Source organism: Bradyrhizobium diversitatis (genome assembly GCF_016031635.1).
GTDB lineage: Bacteria > Pseudomonadota > Alphaproteobacteria > Rhizobiales > Xanthobacteraceae > Bradyrhizobium > Bradyrhizobium diversitatis.
Genome location: NZ_JACEGD010000027.1, coordinates 74,766 through 97,158 on the forward strand (window position 1 = coordinate 74,766; position 22,393 = coordinate 97,158).

At 64.1% G+C, this 22,393-nt stretch carries 16 protein-coding genes, 1 other RNA gene and 2 pseudogenes; 6 read left to right on the plus strand and 13 right to left on the minus strand.

The features are described from left to right. Positions 1–29: 29 nt before the first annotated feature. The 6 genes from mraY to rsmH all read right to left on the minus strand — a co-directional run bounded on the left by mraY (position 30) and on the right by rsmH (position 7,385). Positions 30–1,133 (minus strand): phospho-N-acetylmuramoyl-pentapeptide-transferase, encoded by a 1,104-nt coding sequence (mraY, locus tag H1B27_RS26945; protein ID WP_061877567.1) that lies wholly within the window; start codon positions 1,131–1,133, stop codon positions 30–32. Between the two features lie 180 nt (positions 1,134–1,313). Further along, a complete protein-coding gene (locus H1B27_RS26950; protein ID WP_197968158.1) occupies positions 1,314–2,696 on the minus strand; it encodes a UDP-N-acetylmuramoyl-tripeptide--D-alanyl-D-alanine ligase in 1,383 nt (460 codons plus the stop codon). After that, positions 2,693–4,165 carry a UDP-N-acetylmuramoyl-L-alanyl-D-glutamate--2,6-diaminopimelate ligase gene (locus H1B27_RS26955; RefSeq protein WP_197968159.1) on the minus strand — a complete coding sequence of 491 codons (1,473 nt, stop codon included), beginning with the start codon at positions 4,163–4,165 and terminating at the stop codon, positions 2,693–2,695. Before H1B27_RS26955 ends, H1B27_RS26950 begins: the two co-directional genes overlap by 4 nt. Positions 4,166–4,248: 83 nt before the next feature. After that, on the minus strand, positions 4,249–6,003 hold the full coding sequence (locus tag H1B27_RS26960; RefSeq protein WP_061877564.1) for a peptidoglycan D,D-transpeptidase FtsI family protein: 1,755 nt from the start codon (positions 6,001–6,003) through the stop codon (positions 4,249–4,251). Continuing rightward, on the minus strand, positions 6,000–6,392 hold the full coding sequence (gene ftsL / locus H1B27_RS26965; RefSeq protein ID WP_061877563.1) for a cell division protein FtsL: 393 nt from the start codon (positions 6,390–6,392) through the stop codon (positions 6,000–6,002). The genes H1B27_RS26960 and ftsL overlap by 4 nt, the downstream gene beginning before the upstream one ends. 3 nt (positions 6,393–6,395) lie before the next feature. After that, on the minus strand, positions 6,396–7,385 hold the full coding sequence (gene rsmH, locus H1B27_RS26970; RefSeq protein ID WP_197968160.1) for a 16S rRNA (cytosine(1402)-N(4))-methyltransferase RsmH: 990 nt from the start codon (positions 7,383–7,385) through the stop codon (positions 6,396–6,398). Positions 7,386–7,826: 441 nt separating this feature from the next. Here rsmH and H1B27_RS26975 point away from each other — a divergent pair, with 441 nt between their 5' ends. Beyond that, the gene (locus H1B27_RS26975; protein WP_197968161.1) at positions 7,827–8,690 is read left to right on the plus strand and encodes an N-acetylmuramoyl-L-alanine amidase; all 864 of its coding nucleotides are present in this window, start codon (positions 7,827–7,829) and stop codon (positions 8,688–8,690) included. Between the two features lie 119 nt (positions 8,691–8,809). Here H1B27_RS26975 and H1B27_RS26980 read toward each other — a convergent pair whose 3' ends face one another. Both H1B27_RS26980 and H1B27_RS26985 read right to left on the minus strand, forming a co-directional pair. Continuing rightward, on the minus strand, positions 8,810–10,042 hold the full coding sequence (locus tag H1B27_RS26980; RefSeq protein WP_197968162.1) for an RNA polymerase sigma factor: 1,233 nt from the start codon (positions 10,040–10,042) through the stop codon (positions 8,810–8,812). 136 nt (positions 10,043–10,178) lie between these two features. Next, positions 10,179–10,532, minus strand: coding sequence for a YciI family protein (locus H1B27_RS26985; RefSeq protein ID WP_131869719.1), 354 nt, complete (start codon positions 10,530–10,532; stop codon positions 10,179–10,181). Between the two features lie 151 nt (positions 10,533–10,683). On the opposite strand from H1B27_RS26985, the gene rnpB reads away from it, so the two are divergent. After that, an RNA gene (gene rnpB / locus H1B27_RS26990) (RNase P RNA component class A) lies at positions 10,684–11,102 on the plus strand. A 245-nt stretch (positions 11,103–11,347) separates the two neighbouring features. Here the strand turns inward: rnpB and H1B27_RS26995 are convergent. Then, positions 11,348–12,061, minus strand: a complete 714-nt coding sequence (locus tag H1B27_RS26995) for an alpha/beta fold hydrolase (RefSeq protein ID WP_197968163.1) — start codon at positions 12,059–12,061, stop codon at positions 11,348–11,350. Between the two features lie 66 nt (positions 12,062–12,127). Continuing rightward, positions 12,128–12,568 (minus strand): DUF983 domain-containing protein, encoded by a 441-nt coding sequence (locus H1B27_RS27000; protein WP_061877558.1) that lies wholly within the window; start codon positions 12,566–12,568, stop codon positions 12,128–12,130. Between the two features lie 79 nt (positions 12,569–12,647). Between H1B27_RS27000 and H1B27_RS27005 the strand changes: the two genes are divergently transcribed. Continuing rightward, positions 12,648–14,018 carry an aminotransferase-like domain-containing protein gene (locus tag H1B27_RS27005; protein ID WP_197968165.1) on the plus strand — a complete coding sequence of 457 codons (1,371 nt, stop codon included), beginning with the start codon at positions 12,648–12,650 and terminating at the stop codon, positions 14,016–14,018. A 1-nt stretch (position 14,019) separates the two neighbouring features. Here H1B27_RS27005 and H1B27_RS27010 read toward each other — a convergent pair whose 3' ends face one another. After that, the gene (locus H1B27_RS27010; RefSeq protein ID WP_197968166.1) at positions 14,020–14,283 is read right to left on the minus strand and encodes a hypothetical protein; all 264 of its coding nucleotides are present in this window, start codon (positions 14,281–14,283) and stop codon (positions 14,020–14,022) included. 228 nt (positions 14,284–14,511) lie between these two features. Here H1B27_RS27010 and H1B27_RS27015 point away from each other — a divergent pair, with 228 nt between their 5' ends. Continuing rightward, the gene (locus tag H1B27_RS27015; protein WP_197968167.1) at positions 14,512–15,255 is read left to right on the plus strand and encodes a sulfite exporter TauE/SafE family protein; all 744 of its coding nucleotides are present in this window, start codon (positions 14,512–14,514) and stop codon (positions 15,253–15,255) included. Here the strand turns inward: H1B27_RS27015 and H1B27_RS27020 are convergent. Together H1B27_RS27020 and H1B27_RS27025 are read right to left on the minus strand one after the other, a co-directional pair. Then, a pseudogene (locus H1B27_RS27020) lies at positions 15,256–15,348 on the minus strand (IS5/IS1182 family transposase); the annotation flags it as partial. A gap of 208 nt (positions 15,349–15,556) precedes the next feature. Then, positions 15,557–16,627 (minus strand): SphA family protein, encoded by a 1,071-nt coding sequence (locus H1B27_RS27025; RefSeq protein ID WP_376709004.1) that lies wholly within the window; start codon positions 16,625–16,627, stop codon positions 15,557–15,559. Positions 16,628–17,210: 583 nt separating this feature from the next. On the opposite strand from H1B27_RS27025, the pseudogene H1B27_RS27030 reads away from it, so the two are divergent. Further along, a pseudogene (locus H1B27_RS27030) lies at positions 17,211–19,429 on the plus strand (arylsulfatase). 416 nt (positions 19,430–19,845) lie between these two features. Further along, positions 19,846–22,245, plus strand: coding sequence for a multiheme c-type cytochrome (locus H1B27_RS27035; protein ID WP_197968168.1), 2,400 nt, complete (start codon positions 19,846–19,848; stop codon positions 22,243–22,245). Positions 22,246–22,393: the final 148 nt, after the last annotated feature.

The window sequence follows — 22,393 nt, forward strand, 5'->3', positions numbered from 1 at the left end:
GGAATGACGGTGCTGGGCAGTCATCCCCATCACCGCAGCTTCAGGGTGGAGAGACCGGCCAGCGCCAGCATCACCGAGATGATCCAGAAGCGGATCACGATCTGCGGCTCGGTCCAGCCGAGCTGCTCGAAATGGTGATGGATCGGCGCCATGCGGAAGATGCGCTTGCCCGTCAGCTTGAATGACACCACCTGCACGATGACGGAGACCGCCTCCAGCACGAACAGGCCGCCGATCACGGCGAGCACGATCTCGTGCTTCACCGCGACCGCGATCGCGCCGAGCATGCCGCCGAGCGCGAGCGAGCCGGTGTCGCCCATGAAGATCGAGGCCGGCGGCGCATTGAACCAGAGGAAGCCGAGGCCGGCACCCAGCAATGCGCCGCAGAGCACCGCGAGCTCGCCGGTACCTGCAACATATTTGATCTGGAGATATTCGGCGAACACGGCGTTGCCGGCGAGATAGGCGATCATCGCAAAGCTCGCGGTCGCGATCATCACCGGCACGATGGCGAGGCCGTCGAGACCGTCGGTGAGATTCACCGCGTTGCCGGAGCCGACGATGACGAAGGCGCCGAAGATGACGAAGAACCAGCCGAAATGCAGCACGGTGTCCTTGAGGAACGGGATCGTCAGCGCGGTCGAGGCGGGATCGCGGTTCAGCCGCACCAGCGCGTAGCAGGCAACCAGCGCGATCACCGCCTCGATCAGCAGGCGAAGCTTGCTGCCGAACCCGGTCGTGGTCTGCTTGGTCACCTTGAGGTAATCGTCATAGAAGCCGACGAAGCCGAAGCCGAGCGTCACCGCCAGCACGATCCAGACATAGGGGTTGAGCGGATTGGCCCACAGCACCGTGCCGACGGTGAGGCCGGACAGGATCATCAGCCCGCCCATGGTGGGCGTGCCCTTCTTGGCGAGATGCGATTGCGGGCCGTCGGAGCGGATCGGCTGGCCCTTGCCCTGGCGGATGCGCAGATGGTCGATGATCCAGGGCCCGAACAGGAACACGAACAATGCGCCGGTCACGACCGCCCCGCCGGTGCGGAAGGTGATGTAGCGGAAGACGTTCAGGAAGGTGCGAATGGCACCGAAGCCCGGAAATGTGTTGGAGAGCTCGATCAGCCAGTAAAACATTCAGACGGTCCTATGGCGCCTTTGCACACGCAGCCTTGGCCTTGTTCGTGGCCGTTATCCTGGCCTCGATGTGCCTCACGGGCATTCGCTGGTCTTCGTCATGGCTCGCGCGACCTCTGGGAAAACGGACGGCTTCGCGCCACAAAGGGTGGGATTCGGGAACAGCGCCTTCCAAGCAGTTTACGCCTTCGCCTGCAAGGCGGTCATCAGGCCCGGCACGAACTTGTTGACCCAGAACATCTTTTTGCTGCCCTTGACAACCACGACATCCCCTGCCTTCAGCAGGCTCGCAACCTCGCCCGGCTTCAGCGTGGCCGGATCATCGTGCCAGCCGAGGCCCTTGCCTGATGGCAGCACGTCGTAGAGGTGGCGCATCAGAGGACCGACGCAGTAGACGCCGTCGATGCCTTCGAGATATTTGGCGAGGCCGGTATGATAGTTCGGTGCGTCCTCGCCCAGTTCGAGCATGTCGCCGAGAACCGCGATGCGGCGGCCTTCGCTCACGTGGCGCGCCTGCAGGCTTTGCAGCGCAGCCGCCACGCTGGCCGGATTGCCGTTGAAGCTGTCGTCGATCACGGTGATATCGCCGACCGCCTGCTCGACGCCGCGGCCGGTCATGATGCCGACGCGGTCGAGCTTGATCGCCAGCGTCGCGACGTCGAGATGCGCAGCATGAACGGTGGCGAGCGCGGCCAGCGCATTATGGACCCGGTGCGGCGCGCCCGGGGTGAGGCTGAAGGCGATCTCCTTCTTGCCGATCGCGGCCACGACCTGCCAGCTCTCGCCGTGCGGCGCGTGCGCGACCTCGTGCACCTCGGCATGCTCGCCGCCGAAGCGCACGACCTTGCCCTTCCACTCGGGCGCCTTGATCCCGGCGGGCAGCACCAGCACACCATTCTCGGGCAGGCCGAGCGCGATCGACACCTTCTCGCGCCGGATGGCTTCCAGCGAGCCGAGCTTTTCCAGATGCACGGGCTGCACGTTGACGACGAGCGCGACCGTCGGGCGCGTCAATTCGCTGAGCCGCGCGATCTCGCCTTGCTGGTTCATGCCCATCTCGACGACCCAGAGGCTGGCATCTCGCCTGGCATTGCACAGCGTCAGCGGCACGCCCCAGAAATTGTTGAAGCTCGAGGGGCTCGCATAGGCGTTCGGATAGGCGGCGAGAAATTCCTTGGTGCTGGTCTTGCCGGCGCTGCCGGTGAGCCCGATCACCGGTCCGGCAAAGCGCGCGCGTGCGGCACGTGCAAGGCCCCAGAGACCGTCGATCAGCGTGTCCCCGACGACGATCTGCGGGATGCGGATGCCCGCGATCTCGTGCGGCACGATCATCGCGACTGCGCCCGAAGCTTCCGCCTTGTCCGCGAACTCCCAGCCGTCGCGCGCGCTGGCGAAGGCCGAGACGAAGCCGCCGCTCGGCGTGCCGCTGAGCGCGACGAACAGGCTGCCCGGCTTCACCAGCCGGCTGTCCTGCGTGACGAAGTCGATTCCCGTGTCCGGGAACGATCCGGTGACGCCCAGCGCACGCGCGACCTCGGCAACCGTCCATATTGGCGCGCTCATGCAACCCTCGACGCTAGTGCGGCGGCAACCGCCTCGTGATCACTGAAGGGCAGAACTTCTCCGCCGACGATCTGCCCGGTCTCATGGCCCTTGCCGGCGATAAGCAGCGCATCGCCTTCTTCCAATTGCTCTATCGCGGCGCGGATCGCAGCACTGCGGTCGCCGATCTCCCGGGCGCCCTTCGCGGTGGCGAGGATCGCGGCGCGGATCGCTTCCGGCTTCTCGCTGCGCGGATTGTCGTCGGTGACGATGACGCCGTCGGCATTCTCGGCCGCGATCTCGCCCATGATCGGACGCTTGCCTGCATCGCGGTCGCCACCGGCGCCGAACACGACGACCAGCCTGCGCTTTGCATAAGGCCGCAGCGCCTGCAGCGCCTTCGCCAGCGCATCGGGCTTGTGCGCATAGTCGACGAAGATCGGCGCGCCGTTGCGCTCGCCGACGCGCTCGAGCCGGCCCTTGGCGCCCTCGAGATGTTCGAGGCTCGCAACCACGTTTGCTGCATCGCTGCCGGTGCCGATCGCAAGGCCCGCCGACACCAGCGCGTTCTCGATCTGGAATTCGCCGACCAGCGGCAGCCGGATGGCGAAGCGCTTGCCGCGATGTTCGAGCGTGAGCTTTTGCGCGAAACCTTCGACCACGGCCTCCGTCAGGCGGATGCCCTCGCCTGCACCGTCGCCGTTGCGGCCGACCGCCATGACGCGCAGGCCACGCGCCTTGGCGGCCTCGATCGCTTCGGCCGAGCAATCATGATCGGCCGAAATCACCGCGGCGCCACCCGGCGGCACCAGCTCGCGGAACAGGCGGAGCTTCGCCGCGAGATAATGTGCAACGCTCGGATGATAATCCATGTGGTCGCGCGAGAGGTTGGTGAAGCCGCCGGCGGAGACGCGCACGCCGTCGAGGCGATACTGGTCGAGCCCGTGCGAGGAGGCCTCGAAAGCGAGATGGGTGACGCCCTCGCGCGCGATCTCGTCGATCTGCCGGTGCAGCGCGATCGGATCGGGCGTCGTCAGCGAGCCATAGACGGTGCGTTTGGGCGAGACGAGACCGATGGTGCCGATGCTGGCGGAGGCATACCCCAGCCGCTCCCAGATCTGACGCGTGAAGGCCGCAACCGAGGTCTTGCCGCTGGTTCCGGTCACGGCGGCGATCGTCGCGGGCTGCGCGGGAAAGAACCTTGCCGCGGCCAGCGCCAGCGTGCGGCGCGGATTGGCCACAGTGACAAACGGCACCTTGGTCGCCGCAGGCGCATGGTCGCCAACGACCGCGATCGCGCCCGCGGCAATTGCCGCATCGATGAAGCGCGCGCCGTCGGTCTTGCTGCCCGCGATTGCGACGAAGAGATCGCCCGGCCTGACCACGCGGCTGTCGAGCGCAATGCCGCTCACGTCGAGCGCCGCAACAGCAGGCTCGATCGCGGCATCATTGCCCAGAACATCCTGACCTAAGAGGTCGCACAGCTTCATGGTCTTCCAGTCGACATGCCTGCCGGAAAGCCGAATCCCTTTGAAAATCCCGACTCGGCACCGGCGATGGCGCACCCGATTGATTACTGGGTTGTCCTGGATGCTGCAAGAATAAGGCGGTCGGACGGCGGCAGGTCGAACCGCGGCTCGACGCCCAGGAGCGGCGCGATCCGCTCGATCACCTTGCCGCCGGTCGGCACCGCGTTCCAGCCCGAGGTGATGAAACCATGCGTTTCGGGCAGCGCCTGCGGCTCGTCCAGCATGATCAGGACGTGATATTTGGGATCGTCGCAGGGCAGGATGGCGGTGAAGGAGTTGAGCACGCGCTTCTTGGCGTAGCGCCCGTTGATGACCTTCTCGGACGTGCCGGTCTTGCCGCCGACGTAATAGCCCTTGACGTCGGCGGTCTTGGCGGTGCCGATCTCGGCATTTAGCCGCATCAGGTACCGCATCTTGTCGCTGGTCTCCGTCTTGATGACGCGCTTGGCCATCGCCATGGCTTCGGATTCGCTGCGCTTCATGAATGTCGGCGGAATCAGATAGCCGCCGTTCACCAGCGCGTTGATGCCCATCACGGCTTGCAGCGGTGCCACCGACAGGCCCTGGCCGAACGCGGCGGTGACCGTGTTCAACTCGCTCCAGCGCCGCGGGATCAGCGGCGCCGCGCTCTCCGGCAGCTCGGTGCGCAGCCGCGTCATCTGACCCATCTTGGCGAGGAACGCCTTGTGCGCCTCGACGCCCTGATTGAGCGCAATGCGCGCGGCGCCGATGTTGGACGAGTAGGTGAACACTTCCTTGGTGTTGATGAAGCGCCCGAGCGGATGACTGTCGTGGATGGTGAACTTGCCGTAGTGCAGGTTTCCACGTGCGTCCCACATCGAATTCAGGTTGATCTTGCCGGAATCGAGCCCCATCGCCAGCGTGAACGCCTTGAAGGTCGACCCCATCTCGTAGACGCCGGTGGTCAGGCGGTTGATGCGATCGGGGTCGTGCGCTTCCTTCGGATTGTTGGGATCGAAATCCGGTAGCGAGACCATCGCCACGATCTCGCCGGTCTTGACGTTGGAGACGATGCCGGAAGCGGCCTTGGCGTGGAACTTGTCCTTGGCCTTGAGGAGTTCGTCACGCAGCGCATGCTCGACGCGCAGATCGACCGAGAGCTCGATCGGCTTCTGCAGCCGGTCGGTTGCAAAGCCGGCGCGGTGGAGATCGGCGAGCCCCTGGTTGTCGAGCCACTTCTCCAGGCCGGCGATGCCCTGGTTGTCGATGTTGACGAGACCGATGATGTGGGCGACCTCGTTGCCCGTCGGGTAGACGCGCTTGTTCTCGCGCAGGAAGCCGATGCCGGGAAGGCCGAGCTTGTGGATGGCCTGCTGCTGCGCCGGCGTGACCTCGCGCTTGAGCCAGGCGAAGCCTTTGCGCGACTTCAGGCGCTCGCGCACCTCGGCCTCGTCGAGGTCGGGAATGGTCGCCGTCAGGAGCTCGATCGCCTCATCCTTGTCGATGATGCGGCGCGGCTCGCTGAACAGGCTCGCGGCCTTGACGTCGGTCGCAAGGATCGCGCCGTTGCGGTCGACGATGTCGGGCCGCGCGGTCGCGACCACCTCCTGCGCCGCGGCGCGGCGCGCCCCGTGGGCGTCCGCGCCGATCGCGAACATCACGAGCCGCCCGCCGATCAGGGCATAGACCGAAGCGAAGGCGAGTATCGCAAGCCCCACGCGCGCTCGCGCCTTCACGGCGCGATCGACATTGCGCCCGTAGAGCAGGCTGCGGATCAGCCGCTGCCGCCACGGTTCAGCCGGCTTCTCGGTCGGTTTTGCAGGCGTTGCCGCGCTCATTGCTTGTCCTCGGGCTGAGGCACGGAGCCCGTCACGGTATCGGGATCGCTCGCGGCTTCGATGGCGTTCAGCATGGCCCCGATCGGATCGGGATCGCCCGGCCTGAACAGCCGCGGCGGGCGCTCCGGCAGATTCTTCAGCGAGTCATATTGCGTACCATTGACCGGCTTGAGGTGCAGATGCCGGTCGGACAGGCCTTGCAGCCGCAGCGGGGCATCGAGCTTGGCCCACTCGGCCCGCAGCGCCGCGATCGCGTCGCGCTCCTCGCGGATCTCTGCACGCAGCCGCAGCACCTTCTCGGTGCGCGCCGTGGAGTCCATCTTGATCCGGTAGACATGGGCCGCCGCGAAGATCAGCGCGCCGATGACGAGGAGGTGGATGATGCGCATGCGCTAACCGCCCCTCATCACGTCGGAGAGTTTCGGCCAGGGCGATGCCTCGTCGGTCTCGTGCGCCGGCGCCGCGGTGCGCTCGGCGGCGCGCAGCTTTGCGGAGCGTGCGCGCGGATTATGCGCAACTTCGTCTTCGCCGGCGACGACGGGCCGCCGCGTCAGAACCCGGAAGCTCGGCGTCACTTGCGCCACTTCCGGCAGATGCCGCGAACCGCCGCCGGTCCTGGAGCGCTCAGTGAGAAAATTCTTGACGATGCGGTCTTCCAGCGAATGGAACGAGACCACGACGAGGCGGCCGCCGGGCTTGAGCATGCGCTCGGCCGCAGCGAGCGCGGCCTGGAGCTCGTCGAGTTCCTCGTTGACGAAGATGCGCAGCGCCTGGAACGTCCGCGTTGCCGGATGAATGTCCCCCGGCTTTGAGCGGACCACCCTTCCGACGAGATCGGCAAGCGCGCGCGTGGTGGTGAACGGGGTCTCCTGGCGGTCCGCGACAATGGCGCGTGCGATGCGGCGCGAATGCCGCTCCTCGCCGAGGAGATAGATGATGTCGGCGAGATCGCCTTCCGACGCACGCGCGACCACGTCGGCCGCGGTCGGGCCCGTCTGCCCCATCCGCATGTCGAGCGGACCGTCGAGGCGGAACGAGAAGCCGCGGCCGGCCTGGTCGAGCTGCATCGAGGACACGCCGACATCCATCACGACGCCGTCGATCGCCTCGACGCCCTGCGCCGCGCAGATCTCGGCAAGATCGGAGAAGCGGCCCTCGACCAGCATCAGCCGGCCTGCGGAACGTTCGACCAGCCCGGCGCCGCCGGCAATCGCCGTGCGGTCGCGATCAATGGCGATGAGTCGGGTTCCCGGCACCTCCAGGATCGCGCGGCTATAGCCGCCGGCGCCAAAAGTGGCGTCGACATAGACGCCGCCCTCGCGCGGAGCGAGATGCGCGACGGCCTCCCGACCAAGGACGGGGATGTGCGGAACCGAGCTCATGCGAAACGCCTGCCGACCGACCGGCCTGACATCCAAGCAAGATCGGGGACGAACAAGCCCATAACGCCTCGAATCATTACGCGTCGCGGCGGTTCCACGACAAAGCCCTCGTCCAGCATGGTTACCGGGCCCGGTCGTCCCGCGCCGCAAACCCAGTGTTCCCAGTGGAATTTGTCGGGCAGCCATGGGATTTCAAGCCAAAATACGCTTTGGCCGCCTCCGGACGCGGGTCGGCACTTCATCCCTCAGTAACGGCCCTTAGCGTTAAGAAAGCGTTGCTCGACTCGATACAAGTCGTAAAGGTGACGAGCGGGGTGATGCCTCATCCACACACGTCGCCGAAATGCATCCGTTAACCGCGCCGCGCGATTGCGTGCGGTGGACGGTAAAGGAATAGTAAAGAGAAGGGCTTGCCCTACTCTCCGTTCGTTCGAGCTGCTCATGCCCTCCGGTTCGTCCACACCGTCTGGATCTGATTCGAAGCGCCAACGCGTTCTCCCGGTTCCCAAGACCGTGGCGAGCCTGCGGACGTTCGAGCCCGACTCGTCGATCGTCTCGGACATCATCCCCTCGCCCAATCATGGCGAGCGCAACAAGGGACGGCAGCCGGACATGATCGTGCTGCACTACACCGGCATGCCCGATGTCGAGGGCGCGCTGGCACGGCTGTGCACGGCCGGCAGCGAAGTGTCGGCGCATTATGTCGTGCTGGAGGACGGCCGCATCGTGCAATGCGTGCCCGAGGCCAAGCGCGCCTGGCACGCAGGTGTCTCGTCCTGGGCCGGCGAGGACGACATCAACTCCTGCTCGATCGGCATCGAGATCATCAATCGCGGCCACGACTGGGGCTATCCCGAGTTTCCGTTGCGCCAGATCGCCGCCGTGATCGCGCTGTGTCGCGGCATCATGCTTCGCCGCAAGGTGCCGGCGCACCGGGTGCTCGGCCATTCCGACGTCGCGCCCGCGCGCAAGAAGGATCCCGGCGAAAAATTTCCATGGCATTCGCTGGCCAATTCCGGCGTCGGCCACTGGGTTACGCCCGCTCCGATCGTGCGCGGCGAGACTCTGATGCTCGGCACCATCAGTGACGCCGTGCTGAGCATGCAGCAGGCGCTCGCAAGGTACGGCTACGGCGTGCCGCTCACCGGCAAATACGACGCCGCGACGCTGGAAGTCGTCACCGCCTTCCAGCGCCATTTCCGTCCGGCACGGCTCGATGGCGTCGCCGATCATTCGACGCTGTCGACATTGCAGGCACTGCTGGCGAGCCTGCCGGCGGAAGGGACGACGGTGGCGTCGAAGTGACGGCGTAGGCCACATCCGCCGTCATTGCGAGGAGCTCTTGCGACGAAGCAATCCAGTATGTCTCTGCGGAAAGACGCTGGATTGCTTCGCTACGCTCGCAATGACGGAATGTGTGGCGACTACTCCATCTCCCTCATCCTTCGCGCATAGAGCCTCCGCAACGGCTCGAGCTGCGTCGCCTCCATCGCCGCATGATAGGCCTCGCGCGCCTGCTCCGTCCTGCCGAGCCTCCGCAACAGATCCGCGCGCACTGCCGGCAACAGCTCATAGCCGCGAAGCCCGCCGCGCGCGGTGATCGCATCGACGAGATCGAGCGCTCGTGCCGGCCCGTCGACCATCGACACCGCGGCGGCGTGGTTCAGCTCGATCACCGGCGACGGGTTGATGCGCAGCAAAACCTCATAGAGTCCCGCAATCTGCGGCCAGTCGGTTTCCTCAAAGCTCGGCGCTCTCGCATGCAGCGCGGCGATCGCGGCCTGCACGGCATAGGGCTGCGGCCGGCCGGGCACGCGCAGCGCATCGTCGACCAGACGCAGGCCTTCATCGATCTGCCCACGATCCCACAGCGAGCGGTCCTGCTCTTCGAGCAGCACGATGTCGCCGGCCGGCGTCTCGCGTCCGGCGCGGCGGGCGTCGTGCAGCAGCATCAGGGCCAGCAGCCCCTTGATGCCGGCGCGATCGGGCATCAGCCGATCGAGCAAGCGGCCGAGCCGGATGGCTTCGGCCGCAAGATCGGGCCGCATCAGGTCCGTGCCCTCGGTCGCGACATAGCCTTCGGTGAAGACGAGATAGATCACGGCGAGCACGCCATCGAGCCGCGGCACCAGCGCGTCGCGTTCGGGCACCTCATAGGGGATACCGGCAAGCCTGATCTTCTGCTTGGCGCGGACCAGCCGCTGCGCCATTGCCTCCTCGCCCACGAGGAACGCGCGCGCGACCTGCGCTGTCGAGAGCCCGCAGACGGTGCGGAGCGTCAGCGCGACCTGGACCTCGGGCGCGAACGCGGGATGGCAGCAGGTAAAGATCAGCCGCAGCATGTCGTCGTCGAGCGTTGCCGGCGGCTCGTAGGAGCCCAGCGCGTTCAGCTCGAGCTCATGCACCAGCGCCTGCTGCTTGCCGCGGAAGACGGCCTGGCGGCGGATGCGGTCGATCGCCTTGTGCTTGGCGACATTGACCAGCCAGGCGCGCGGATTGCCGGGGACCTCAGACCCCGCCCAGCGTTCCAGCGCGACGGCAAAGGCATCCTGGAGCGCGTCCTCGGCGAGATCGAAATCGCCGACGAGACGGATCAGCGTGGCCAGCGCCCGCCCCGTCTCGTCGCGGAAGATTTTGTCGATCTCGCCAGGGGCCATTGAACGCGATCACTTCCCTCTCGTCATTCCGGGGCGCGGCAAAGCCGCGAGCCCGGAATCCATAACCACGATTCGGGGATATGGATTCCGGGCCTGCGCCTTGCGGCGCATCCCGGAATGACGAAGGTGAGAGTTGTCACTTCTCATACACCCAGATCGGCCGTACCTCGATCGAGCCGATGCGCGCGCTGGGAATCCGCGCCGCGATCTCGATCGCGGCATTGAGATCCTTGGCCTCGACGAGATAGTAACCGCCGAGCTGCTCGCGCGTTTCCGCGAACGGACCATCGGTCGTCAGCGTCTTGCCCTCGCGCACACGCACGGTCGTTGCAGTCGTGGTCGGCTGCAGGCGGTCGCCGGCCTTGAAATTGCCGCCCTGGATGATGGATTGCGTGAAGGCCTGGTATTCGGCCAGCATCTTCTGGCTGGTCGCCGCGTCGTTCTTCGCGTACTCGACCTCGTTCTGATAGATCATCAGCAGATATTGCATTGCTTCACTCCTGTTGCCCGGCTGTGTTGCCGACATTCAGTCGAACGGAACACGCACCAAACGACATCTTCAGGATAGATTATTCGCCGGCGAGGCGCGCGTCGCGATATCGGCTTGACGAAACCGTCACAAATGCCCCATGCGTAATCCGTCAGTCGGCCGGACGGCCGCTCCGGCACGTGCCGAAAGGCCGCCGGGGAGGAAAGTCCGGGCTCCCTTGACATGCGGTGCCGGATAACGTCCGGCGGGGGTGACCCCAGGGAAAGTGCCACAGAGAACGAACCGCTTCCTCCTCGGAGGAAGTAAGGGTGAAAAGGTGCGGTAAGAGCGCACCGCGGTTCCGGCAACGGAGCCGGCATGGCAAACCCCACCGGGAGCAAAACCGAATAGGGACGGCTTAAGCGGGCTGTTCGCTTTGAGCGATAACGCCGCGGGGCGATGTCAGGCCCGCCGTCCGGGTAGGTTGCTCGAGGCCATGTGCAAACACGGTCCCAGAGGAATGGTCGTCACGTATCGTTCGCGCAAGCGGACGGTGCCCTACAGAACCCGGCTTACAGGCCGGCTGATACTCTAAAGCGTTTTCGAGCGAAGTGGGTTTCCGGTTCGCGTGAAGAAAGCGCGTCTTGCTCGGTAAGCGACGAGGGGTTCGGTGCCAACGCATCGGACCCCTCACCATTTTGGCCGGGCGCCCTGCCATTCAACCGGTGTCATTCCGGGGCTCGCGAAGCGAGAAGCCGGAATCCATCGAGCGGCGGAGACGGAGGAAAAATGGATTCCGGGCTCGTGCTGCGCACGCCCCGCAATGACGGCGAGAACTAGGCAACGATCTCGTTCAACACCGCCATCAGCGCCTCCGGCGCCGTCACGTTCGGCGCATGGCTGGCGTCGAGCTCGACATAGCGCCAGCCGTCCTCGCTCTTCGTCCGCTTGGCGAACTGCCCGAACACGTCGCCCGGCGGGATGCGCGTGCAATAGATGTAGCTGCGCGGCATCGCCGGCTCGCCGTGCTCGAGCCTCAGCCTGGTCTCGAAGCACTTGATCGGCATTGGGACCCGGCGTTCATTGAGCCAGTCGAGATCGGCTTGGGGCGTGTCCGGCGGCGGCGGATTCGGCGGGATGCGATAGCCGTCGCCCGAGCTTACCGCCCTTCGCATCGGCTCGCGACCGCCCTCATTGAGATCGAACAGCGACTGGCCATCGCGCGGCACGAAGGCGTCGAGATAGATCAGCTGCGTCACGCGCTCGCGCGCGCGATCGGCGACGCCGGTCGCGACCATGCCGCCATAGCTATGGCCAAGCAGCACGATGTCGCTGAGATCCTCGAAGCCGATGACGTTGAGGATGTCCTGGATGTGCGTCTCCAGATCGATCGTGGGGCTTGCGAGATGCGCGCGCTCGCCGAGCCCGGTATAGGTCGGTGCCACCAGGCGATGGCCGGCCTGCGCCATCAGCGGATGCATCTTCTTCCAGGCCCATCCGCCGGACCAGGCGCCATGACAAAGCAGGAAGGTCTTCGCGCGTGCGGCCATCGGCGTTTCCATCGTTCTTGTTGGTACGACGGAGTGTACTGGCCGGCCGCGCGATGTAAACGCCGCTCAGGCCGCGCGCGTATCCGCCTTCACCAGGACCGGTGCAAGCCCGGCGGCTTCGCGCCGCAGCTTGCTCGCCTCGAAACCGTGCATGCCCAGCTGCCATTGCAGCCCGACGATGGCGCCCTTGGTCGGTTGCAGCAGCGCGAGCGAGGCGAACAGCGTCACCGGCAGCCACACCGCGAGTTGCAACCATTCCGGCGGCGCATAGGCGGTCTCGACCGCGAGGATCGCCGGCACCACGAGATGGCCGACCACGACCATCACGAGATAGGCGGGAAAGTCGTCGGCGCGCTGGTGGAACAGTTCCTCGCCGCAATGGTCGCAAGCGTCGGCCACTTTCAGGAAACGGCCGAACATGTGCCCTTCCCCGCAATTCGGACACTTGCCGCTGAAACCGCGCCACATCGCCTTAGCCAGAGAGACCGGCGCCAGAGAGACCGACATGACCAAACCTCTTCCTTTTCGACGATCCATACAATAGTATCTTGCATCCATACATTCAAAGGATACGGGGCTAGATTGCATGGATTGGACCCCTACAATCTCGGAGCTGAGCGGCCCGCGCTATCAGCGCATCGTCGATGCGATGGAGGCCGACATTGCTGCGGGCAGGCTGGTGCGCGGCCAGCAATTGCCGACGCAGCGCGCGCTCGCAAAAGCCCTCGGCATCGACCTGACCACGGTGACGCGCGCCTATACCGAGGCGCGGCGCCGCGGCATCATGGAAGCCCGCGTCGGACAGGGCTCGTTCGTGTCGGAGACCAGCGCGCGCCGCGCGGTCGACCTGCCGCATCCCGTCGCGATCGATCTCTCGATGAACGTGCCGCCGCATCCGCTGGAGGCGCAGCTCGACGAGCGCATCATCGCCGGCATGGAAGCCATCCGCGCGCAATCGGGCCTCACGGCGTATCTCAACTATCAGCCGCCCGGCGGCAGCACGCATGAGCGCGAGGTCGCGGCGCGCTGGATGCGCGCACGCGTTCCGCATGCGCAGGCCGACAGGCTCCTGATCTTCCCCGGCGCGCAAACCATCCTGTTCAACCTGCTCGCCCATCTCGCGCGGCCCGGCGACATCGTTCTGACGGAAGCCCTCACCTTTCCCGGCATCAAGGCCGCCGCGGCCCGGCTCGGCGTCAAGCTCGTCGGCGTCGCCATGGATGACGGCGGCATCCTGCCCGATGCGCTGGCGAAGGCGTGCCGCGCGCACCGGCCACGGGCCGTCTATCTCATTCCGACGCTGCACAATCCGACCACCGCGACGCTGTCCGCCGAGCGGCGCAATGCCGTCGCAAAGATCATTCGCGATGCCGACACGACCCTGATCGAGGACGACGCCTACGGCCTGCTCGACCGCTCGGCATCGCCGATCGCGAGCCTCATTCCGGAGCGGACTTATCTCGCGACCACACTGTCAAAATGCATCGCGCCCGCGCTGCGCGTCGCCTACCTGGTGACGCCCGACAGCAGCGCGCAACGGGACATGCGCACGTATTTGCAGGCGACCGTGCAGATGCCGGCGCCATTGATGGTCGCGCTGGTGACGCATTGGATCGAAAGCGGCATTGCCGATCGCATCATCGCCGCCATCCGCAGCGAGGCGGTCGGCCGCCAGCAGCTCGCGCAGCGCACGCTGAAGGGTTTTCAATTCCTGGCCAGGCCCGCCGCCCATCATCTGTGGTTGCGGCTGCCGGAAGGCCGGCCCGATATCGCGGCACATCTTCTGCGGAGCGGACTTGCGGTCGTCGCCGGCGATGCCTTCACGGTCGACGGGGCGCCGCCGCATGCGGCACGTGTCTCACTGGGGGCGGCGCGGAACAGATCGGAATTGGCAGAGGCGCTACGCATCCTGGTCGGCGCGCTGCAGAAGCCTTCCGACACCAGGCAGATCGTCTAGATCATCGGCGATGACGGCGATGGCCGGAGCGCACGGGGGGTGCCACAGGTGACGGATAGGCCTGCGATGCATACGCATCGCCCGGTGTTCCCCGCTGACCGAGAGCCGCGCGCGCCGCAGGCGTGAGCTGGCCTCCGTTGAGCACATCGCGATCCGGATGAGCGGCCTGATAAGCCGCAGGCTCGGAAAACTGTGCCTGGGCCATTGTCGGCGTCAACGCGACCGCCAGCAGCGCGGCTGCAACGGCAATCTTGGTGCGGGTCATGGTCATTCTCCATCATCGCATTCAGGACTGACCGATCCGGGCGCATGATCGCGTCGGGCGGCCCCCCGGATTGAAGTACGGCCATCATGTAGGCGTGTCTTCCGCGAAAGCCCGACACGGCAGATCACGCTTGCGTGCAGCATGGATTGACCGGAACGGCGGCAAGCATGTTATGCGAGCGATGGCGATCAGCAATCCGGGATCGCCCCTTGCGACAAGGCTAATCTGTTGGAAACGCTCACCTACGTCCTGCTGCTGTTCGGCGCGCTGGCCGGTGGCTTCGTCTCGGGACTGGCCGGGTTCGGCACGGCGCTGATGGCGCTCGGCATCTGGCTCTACGTCCTGCCGCCCTCGCTCGCGGTACCGCTGGTGCTGATCTGCTCGGTGATCGCACAGACCTCGACGCTGCCCTCGATGTGGAAAAGCTTCGACCTCTCGCTGGTCTGGCCGTTCCTGATCGGAGGCCTGATCGGAGTCCCGCTGGGAACCATGATGGTCGCCACGGCCGATCCGAAGGTATTCAAGCTGAGCGTCGGTGTGCTGCTCCTGATCTTTTCGAGCGCGCTGTACCTCAACAAGAGGCCTCTCTCCTTCAAGTTCGGCGGCAGGATCGCCGACGGAGCGATCGGCTTTGCCGGCGGCATTCTCGGCGGCCTCGCCGGACTCTCGGGGCCGCTGCCGATCCTCTGGGCCAACATCCGAGGCTGGAACAAGCACGAGCGTCGCGGCATCTTCCAGCTCTTCAACTTCACGGTGCTCGCCACCGCGCTGGTGCTGCAGACGGCATCAGGCCTGGTCGAACTGAAAGTGGTCTGGCTCGCACTGGTCGCGTTTCCGGGCACACTGATCGGCGCATGGGCCGGCGCCCGGGTCTATCACGCCCTGAGCGACAAGCATTTCGGCGATGTCGTGCTCGGCCTGTTGTTCCTGTCAGGCCTTGGCCTCGTCTGGAACAGTGTTGGCACGCATTAGTTAGCCCGCGGACTCATCAAGACGCAGCCATAACCTGATTGACGCAAGTTGAACGAAGGCAAGGTAGTTGGCGGCAAGCCTGTCGTAGCGCGTTTATTCGTCAGAACTTCCTCTCCTCTCCAGCAGCTGATCGCGGACAGTGATTGCCCAAAACTGACTAGGCTGGGTGGGCGGAGCGCATCGTTCGGCTTGTCGATCGAACAGGTCTCGTCTGCATCCGACGACAGCAATGCAGCCATTCATCACCAGCGTGCGTTGGCGGACGGTCGCCGGCGGCACGCTAAGCCATGTCGGCCGGCTCTTATTTCGTCACAATCCGCCGCGTCGGCGCGACTGTGCTCGTCGGCGCCATTGGCGAAAGCGAGAAAGTCAGCCAGGTATTCCAACCTGCTGGACGGTTTTCAGCAGCAAATTCGCCGTATCCCTTTAGGTTCAAATATCCCTGCCAGTCTCCAACTGGAAACAGGTATCCGATCTGAGGGCCCACTCCCACGACGCGCGACCGGAAACCACCCAGGATCGGATGCTGACCAAAATCGTCCGTGATCTGTTGGTAATAGTAGCCGACCGCCCCGACGAAGAGTTGCTTCGAGAGGAACTGCGAAGCCCCCCAATCGATGTGGAAATCGATGCCGCTTTGGTATTGCGTATCCGGGTTCTTGAAATTGTAAGTGAGCCCAGCGACCGCTGAAAATTCGTGCCCCAACTTCTCATTGAAGTACGTGTAGCCGCCGCCGCCGTCGATCGCGCCGTGGCCGATGCCAAGGTTTGCAAGACGCAACGGATCGTAGGCGCCGACCGGAATGTCGCCGGTCAGATAGGTCATGAAGTTGTGGACGCCCGCGTTCCACTTCAGTGTCATCTGCGGATATAGGTCTCCAATGGAGGTGACTGAATCAGAAAGCGTGCCCGTGCGGGTTGTCGCAAACGGCCCGACTGCCGTCGTTAGTGTTCCGTCGAGCGTTGCGGCGGATCGGCCAAACAAGCCGGTGACGCCGATTGCTAATTGTCCGCCGAGTACCGGCGTTGCAAATGTGTAGGTTGGGTTGAGCAGGAGAAGGTCTCCCTGCGCGTTCAAGCGCAAATTCAAATCGACATTGACGTTGGCGGGGATTCGGCCAACACGAATTTCTCTTGCCGCCGCGGCGCTACCGAAGGCCGAGACGCTCGTGTGATAATAGACCTCGGCCATTGACCAGCCAGGGACCGCAGGCACTGCCGCGAGGCTGCTGAAGCGCCCCGGAAGCCAGTATGAAACACCGTCTTCATCAGCATATGCGGCTTCGGACACGAAGCCGGCCATTGCCACAGCTACCCCGATCGTTGCCCGAATAAGGCAACGAGACCTGGGTTCGGGTATGCCCTGCATCATCTGTTGTCCTCCCGCCAATAAATAACAGTGTATCAAACCGTGATTCTATGTGTCGCTCCAAGGTAGCGATCTCCTCAAATTGCGCTCGGCCTGTTGCGCTTAAGTCACGTAGGCTCGCCGCTTTTCGGGCAACCATAAGAACACTGTTGAGGGACGATGCTTTTCGCCATCTACCGGGCGTCACTACCGGCAAGACAGCAATGCTGCCACAAGTGCAATGAATGGTATCATCCTGCTCATTGTGATGGTGACGCCGATTCTCGCGCGTCATTTGCATTGATTTGGATCAACGCTCGACGATCGGATGCGATCTGAGGTGGAGCGGTTGTGCGTGGGGAGTGTATTTGCAATGGATATTCGCAAAATTGCTGATCTCACTGCCTTTATCGTCAACGCTCAGGCATTTGAGCAGCAAACATAACGACGGACGAGCCGGTCGAAGCACTGCACGTCCGCGAACGGCCCTTGAGTCAGACTAAGTCCGAAACAGCCTCGCGTTGCAGATGGGGCGACGTACTGCTTTCTAGAAGAGGGGATCCGGTTTCCAGCCAATTCAGACCAATTTGGTCTTCGGGAGGAGCCAATGACGAGTGTCTCGAACCTGCATCACCGAGTTACCTCACGCATTCTAGTCGGTTCTCTCTTGCTGTTACCATTGACAGCACTTAACGCGTACGCTCAGCAAACCACCGGCGTCGCGGGTTCGCCGGGAGCGACGACTACCATCGACGGCAGATACCTGCCGAATCCCCCACAGCCGTCAAAGGCGAGATCAGTCCCAATGCGGTGCAGTCGAAGCCGTATTGGCCCGCGCTCGTGACGCCGCCGAAGGGCGCGCCCAACGTGCTTTTGATCATGACCGACGACGTCGGATTCAGCGCGCCGAGCACCTTCGGCGGCGTCATCCCGACACCGGCCCTGGATCGGATCGCTCAAACAGGTCTGCGCTACACGCGCTTCCACACCACGGCGCTCTGCTCTCCAACGCGAGCCGCTCTCCTTACCGGCCGCAACCATCACTCGGTGGCCACCGGCGTTGTCGTCGATCAGGCCACCGGCTATCCCGGCTACAACAGCGTCATCCCACGCGACGCCGTCGCCATCGGCGAGATCCTTCGGCAAAACGGCTACGATACATCCTGGTACGGGAAGGACCACAATGTGCCGCAGTGGGAGGGGACGCAAGCGGGCGGCACGCATTCGCCGCATCATCCAACGCCCGAGTGGACCAAGAAGATCAGCGACATGCATCTGTTCGACAAGGGCTGGAACGATCTGCGCGAGCAAACCTTCGCCAACCAGAAGAAGCTCGGCGTGATTCCGCAGAACGCTCAGCTCACGTCCTGGCCAGACAGCATCCCGAAGTGGGATACGCTTTCCCCAGAGGCGAAGAGGCTCTACATCCGCCAGGCCGACGTCTATGCGGCGTATCTCGCCTACACCGACCACGAAATCGGTCGCGTGATCCAGGCCATCGCAGATACCGGCAAGCTCGACAACACGCTCGTCATCTACATCAGCGGTGATAACGGCGCGAGCCCGGAGGGCACGCTGCACGGGCTGTTCAACGAGTTCGCTGTCGCCAACGCCGTACACCCGACCGTCGAACTGAACACGAAGTTCTACGATGCCTGGGGCTCCGACCAGACCTACCCACACTACGCGGTGGGATGGGCGTGGGCCTGGGACACGCCGTACAAATGGACAAAGCAGATCGCATCCTATTTTGGCGGCACCCGGAACGGCATGGCGATGGCTTGGCCGGCGCGGATCAAGGACGCGGGCGGCATTCGCCACCAGTTCCACCATGTGATCGACGTCGTCCCGACGATCCTCGAAGCAGCCGGTCTTCCGCAGCCGGCGATGGTGAACGGCATCGCGCAGAAGCCAATCGAAGGCGTTAGCATGGCCTATACGTGGGGGGACGCCAACGCGCCGGGCCAACGGACGACGCAGTATTTCGAGATGTTCGGCAAGCGCGCCATCTATCAGGACGGCTGGGTCGCCGCGACTCCTCCATTGAGCCCGCCATGGGACCTCAGTTTGGCCGAGCCGCCCTCGGACGTCATGAACGCGTACCGTTGGGAGTTGTACAACATCAATGAAGACTGGACGCAGGCCAACGACCTCGCGGCCAAGATGCCCGACAAGCTGCGCGACATGGAGCAGCTGTTTGCAATGGAGGCCACAAAGTACCAAGTCTTCCCGCTCGACGACACCCGCCTGACCAGGTTCATCTCGCACAAACCAAGTTACTCTGCAGACCGGACGCTCTTTACCTACACCGGCGAGCTGAGCAACGTGCCCTTCCCGGAAACGGGCTCCGCACCGAGCCTGCTGAACCGGTCGTACACGATCACGGCCGAGGTCGATATTCCCCAAGGCGGCGCCGAGGGGATGCTGGTCACCGACGGCGGCCGATTCGCCGGCTATGGCTTCTATCTGCTAAAGGGCCGGCCGGTGTTCACCTGGAATCTGGTCGCCCTCGAGCGCGTCAAGTGGCAGGGCAAAGAGGCACTTGCTCCGGGCAAGCACACGCTGGAGTTCGACTGGAAGTATGATGGCCCCGGCCTGGGCAAGGGCGGCACCGGCACGCTGAAGGTAGACGGCAACGTCGTGGAAAGTCATCCCATGCCACGCAGTCTGCCCATCACTCTGATGTGGGATGAGACCTTCAACGTCGGTCTCGACACCGGCACGCCAGTGGACGATCAGGACTACCAGGTGCCCTTCAAGTTCACCGGCAAGATCAACAAGCTGAATGTGAGGCTTGGACCAAACAAGATGTCATCTGCGAACTAACGCGAGTCGCAAGGTGGGGCGGGTTTACGCGCCCCACCTTCTCGCCTGATCTTGGTATTGCCTGTCATTGATAGAAGGTGGAGGCATCGTGAAGGCTCGGAGCTTCATCATTTTCTCAGCTTGCCTGTCTTTCGGCATTCTGCCCGGCGGATCCGAGTCCTTTGCGCAAACCGCCGGCGAAACGCCTCAGGGTATGCTCGCGGCCCAGATCCGCCTGCAGGGCTTTGCGTGTGACAAGCCGCTCGGCGCCAGCAAGGACACAAAGCGCTCGAAGCCGGATCATGAGGTCTGGGTTCTCAAATGTAGCAATGCGACCTATCGGGTCAGCCGCTTTCCCGACATGGCCGCAAAGGTGGAGGTCCTTCGATGACCCTGTCACGGCGACGCTTTTGATGTTCTGCCTCCGGTGAGCGAACGTGGCAAAAGGTTCGCGAAAGAACCGCAAGCGCGAAAATGCCGGCACGAAGGCGCACACGCCTGAATCTGCTCATCCCGCGCAACGGTCCTCGGCCACCAGGCTGAAGGCCGCTGTACTGCTGGGCGGTTCGCTGCTCGTTCTGATCGCGGGGGCACTACTATGGCCCAGAGTTTCGAAGGTCCCAGCCAAACCACGGCAAATCGCCGAACGGACATTTGTCGGTAGCGAAGCGTGCAGCGGCTGCCATGCGACGCAGGCAAAGCTCTGGCAGACCTCGCAGCACCGACACGCAATGGATCATGCGACCAACCAATCCGTTCGCGGCGATTTCAACGACGCGGTGCTTGAATACGCCGGCACGCGCTCGCGCTTCTTTCGTCGCGATAGGAAATTTCTTGTCGAGACAGACGGGCCGGACGGCAAGCCTGCGACGTTCGACATCAAGTACACGTTTGGCCTCGACCCGCTGCAGCAATATCTGATCGAGTTTCCGGACGGCCGCATCCAGGCTCTGTCGATCGCCTGGGACACCAGGCCGAAAGACCAGGGCGGACAGCGCTGGTTTCATCTCTATCCGGATGCCGCGATCACCAGTAACGACCCCTTGCACTGGACCAGGCTGAACCAGAATTGGAATTTCATGTGCTCCGAGTGCCATTCGACCGGCGTGCACAAGAACTACGATGCGGCCGATAACCGCTTCGCAACGAAGTTCGCCGAGATCAGCGTAGGTTGCGAGGCCTGTCACGGTGCAGGTTCGCGCCATATCGCCTGGGCCAATCAGAAGCCGGCGTGGCGCGGTCCGGACGACGGTTTGTTGGTGAGGTTCGACGAGCGAACGGGCATCACCTGGTCAACCGAGACCGGAACGTTGAGGCCGAAGCGCAGCGTGCCCGCAACGGCCTTGCGCAAGGAGGTCGAAACCTGCGGACGCTGCCACGCGCGCCGTGATCAGCTTTCGGAGGACTGGACGCCCGGCCGTCCGCTCTCGGAAACCCACCGAGTGTCGCTGCTCGACCGGCAACGATTCCATGCCGACGGTCAGATGCGCGACGACGAGGAGACCTACAATTACACGCCGTTCAGGCAGAGCAAGATGTTCGCCAAGGGCGTGACCTGCAGCGACTGCCACGACCCGCATAGCGCCGCATTGAAGGCCCCTGGGGACGGCATCTGCGCGCAGTGCCATGCGGCGGCGAACTATGAATCCGCCGCACACCGGCACCACGTCGAGGTCTCGCCCACACCAAGTTGCGCGTCCTGCCACATGCCGGAGCGGCGCTACATGGTTGTCGACCGCCGCCACGACCATGGCTTCCGCATCCCGCGCCCCGATCTCTCGATGCACACCGGCGCACCGAATGCGTGCAACGATTGCCATCACGACAAGCCCGCGGCGTGGGCGGCCCAGCAGATCGAGACCTGGTTCGGTCCGGAGCGGCACGACCATCAGACCTATGCTCGCGCTTTTCACGCCGCCTGGAGCGAAGCTGCCGACGCGCAGTCGCTGCTGGCCGCCATTGCCGGTTCCGGCGACGTTCCCGGTATCGTTCGCGCCAGCGCGCTGGCCGAGCTCCCGGTGCCTGACCTAATTCTGATCCGCCGCGGGCTCTCGGATCCCGATCCGCTGGTGAGATTGGGATCGCTCGATGCGCTGGAGGGGGTACCAACCGATCAGCTCTGGGCCCTCGCATCTGCGCAACTGGCCGATCCGATTCGCGGCGTGCGCATTCGCACCGCCGAGGTGCTCGCCTCCGTGCCTCCCTTTCAACAGCCTGCCGCCGACCGCGATAGGTTCGCGCAAGCCGTGGCCGAGTTTGTGGCTGCGCAGAAATTGAATGCAGATCGTCCGGACGCCCGGACAGCGCTCGGCAATTTCTATGCACGACAAGCCAGCGCCGCAGGGGCCGAAGCAGAATATCGGGCTGCCCTTAGGCTTGACCCCTCGTTCTCGCCCGCGGCCGTCAATCTTTCCGATCTGTACCGGCAACTCGGTCGCGAAAGTGATGGCGAGCAACTTCTTCGCGAAGCTCTGTCCAAATCGGGGCAAAATGCCTCACTTCACCATTCGCTCGGCCTCGTCCTTGTACGCCAAAAGCGCGCCAATGAGGCTCTCGACGAATTGCGCCAGGCGGCAGTCCTGGAGCCAAGTCAACCGCGCTATGCTTACGTTTACGCCGTGGGGTTACATTCCTCTGGCCGCCGCGACGACGCCCTTGCTGTTCTGAGGAACAGCTTGCTAATGCATCCCAATGATCGTGATACCCTTTCTGCGACACTCGCGCTGAGCCGCGAAAAAGGCGATTCCGCATCTGCGCTGGGCTATGCTGAGCAACTCGCGCGCCTGATGCCCCACAATCGCAAAATCGAAGACCTCATCAAGCAACTCAAGCAGTAGAGAGCTGCTTTAGCCTCGAGATAAGTGCCTCGCGGGATCCGCAATTTGACCATGGCTGCGGCGAGACCCGCTTTGCGCAAAAAAGACTGCCAAGCTCGGTTCTTGCCATTCCGACCTTTGCTGCCGTTGTACGAAAGCGGTCGGTATC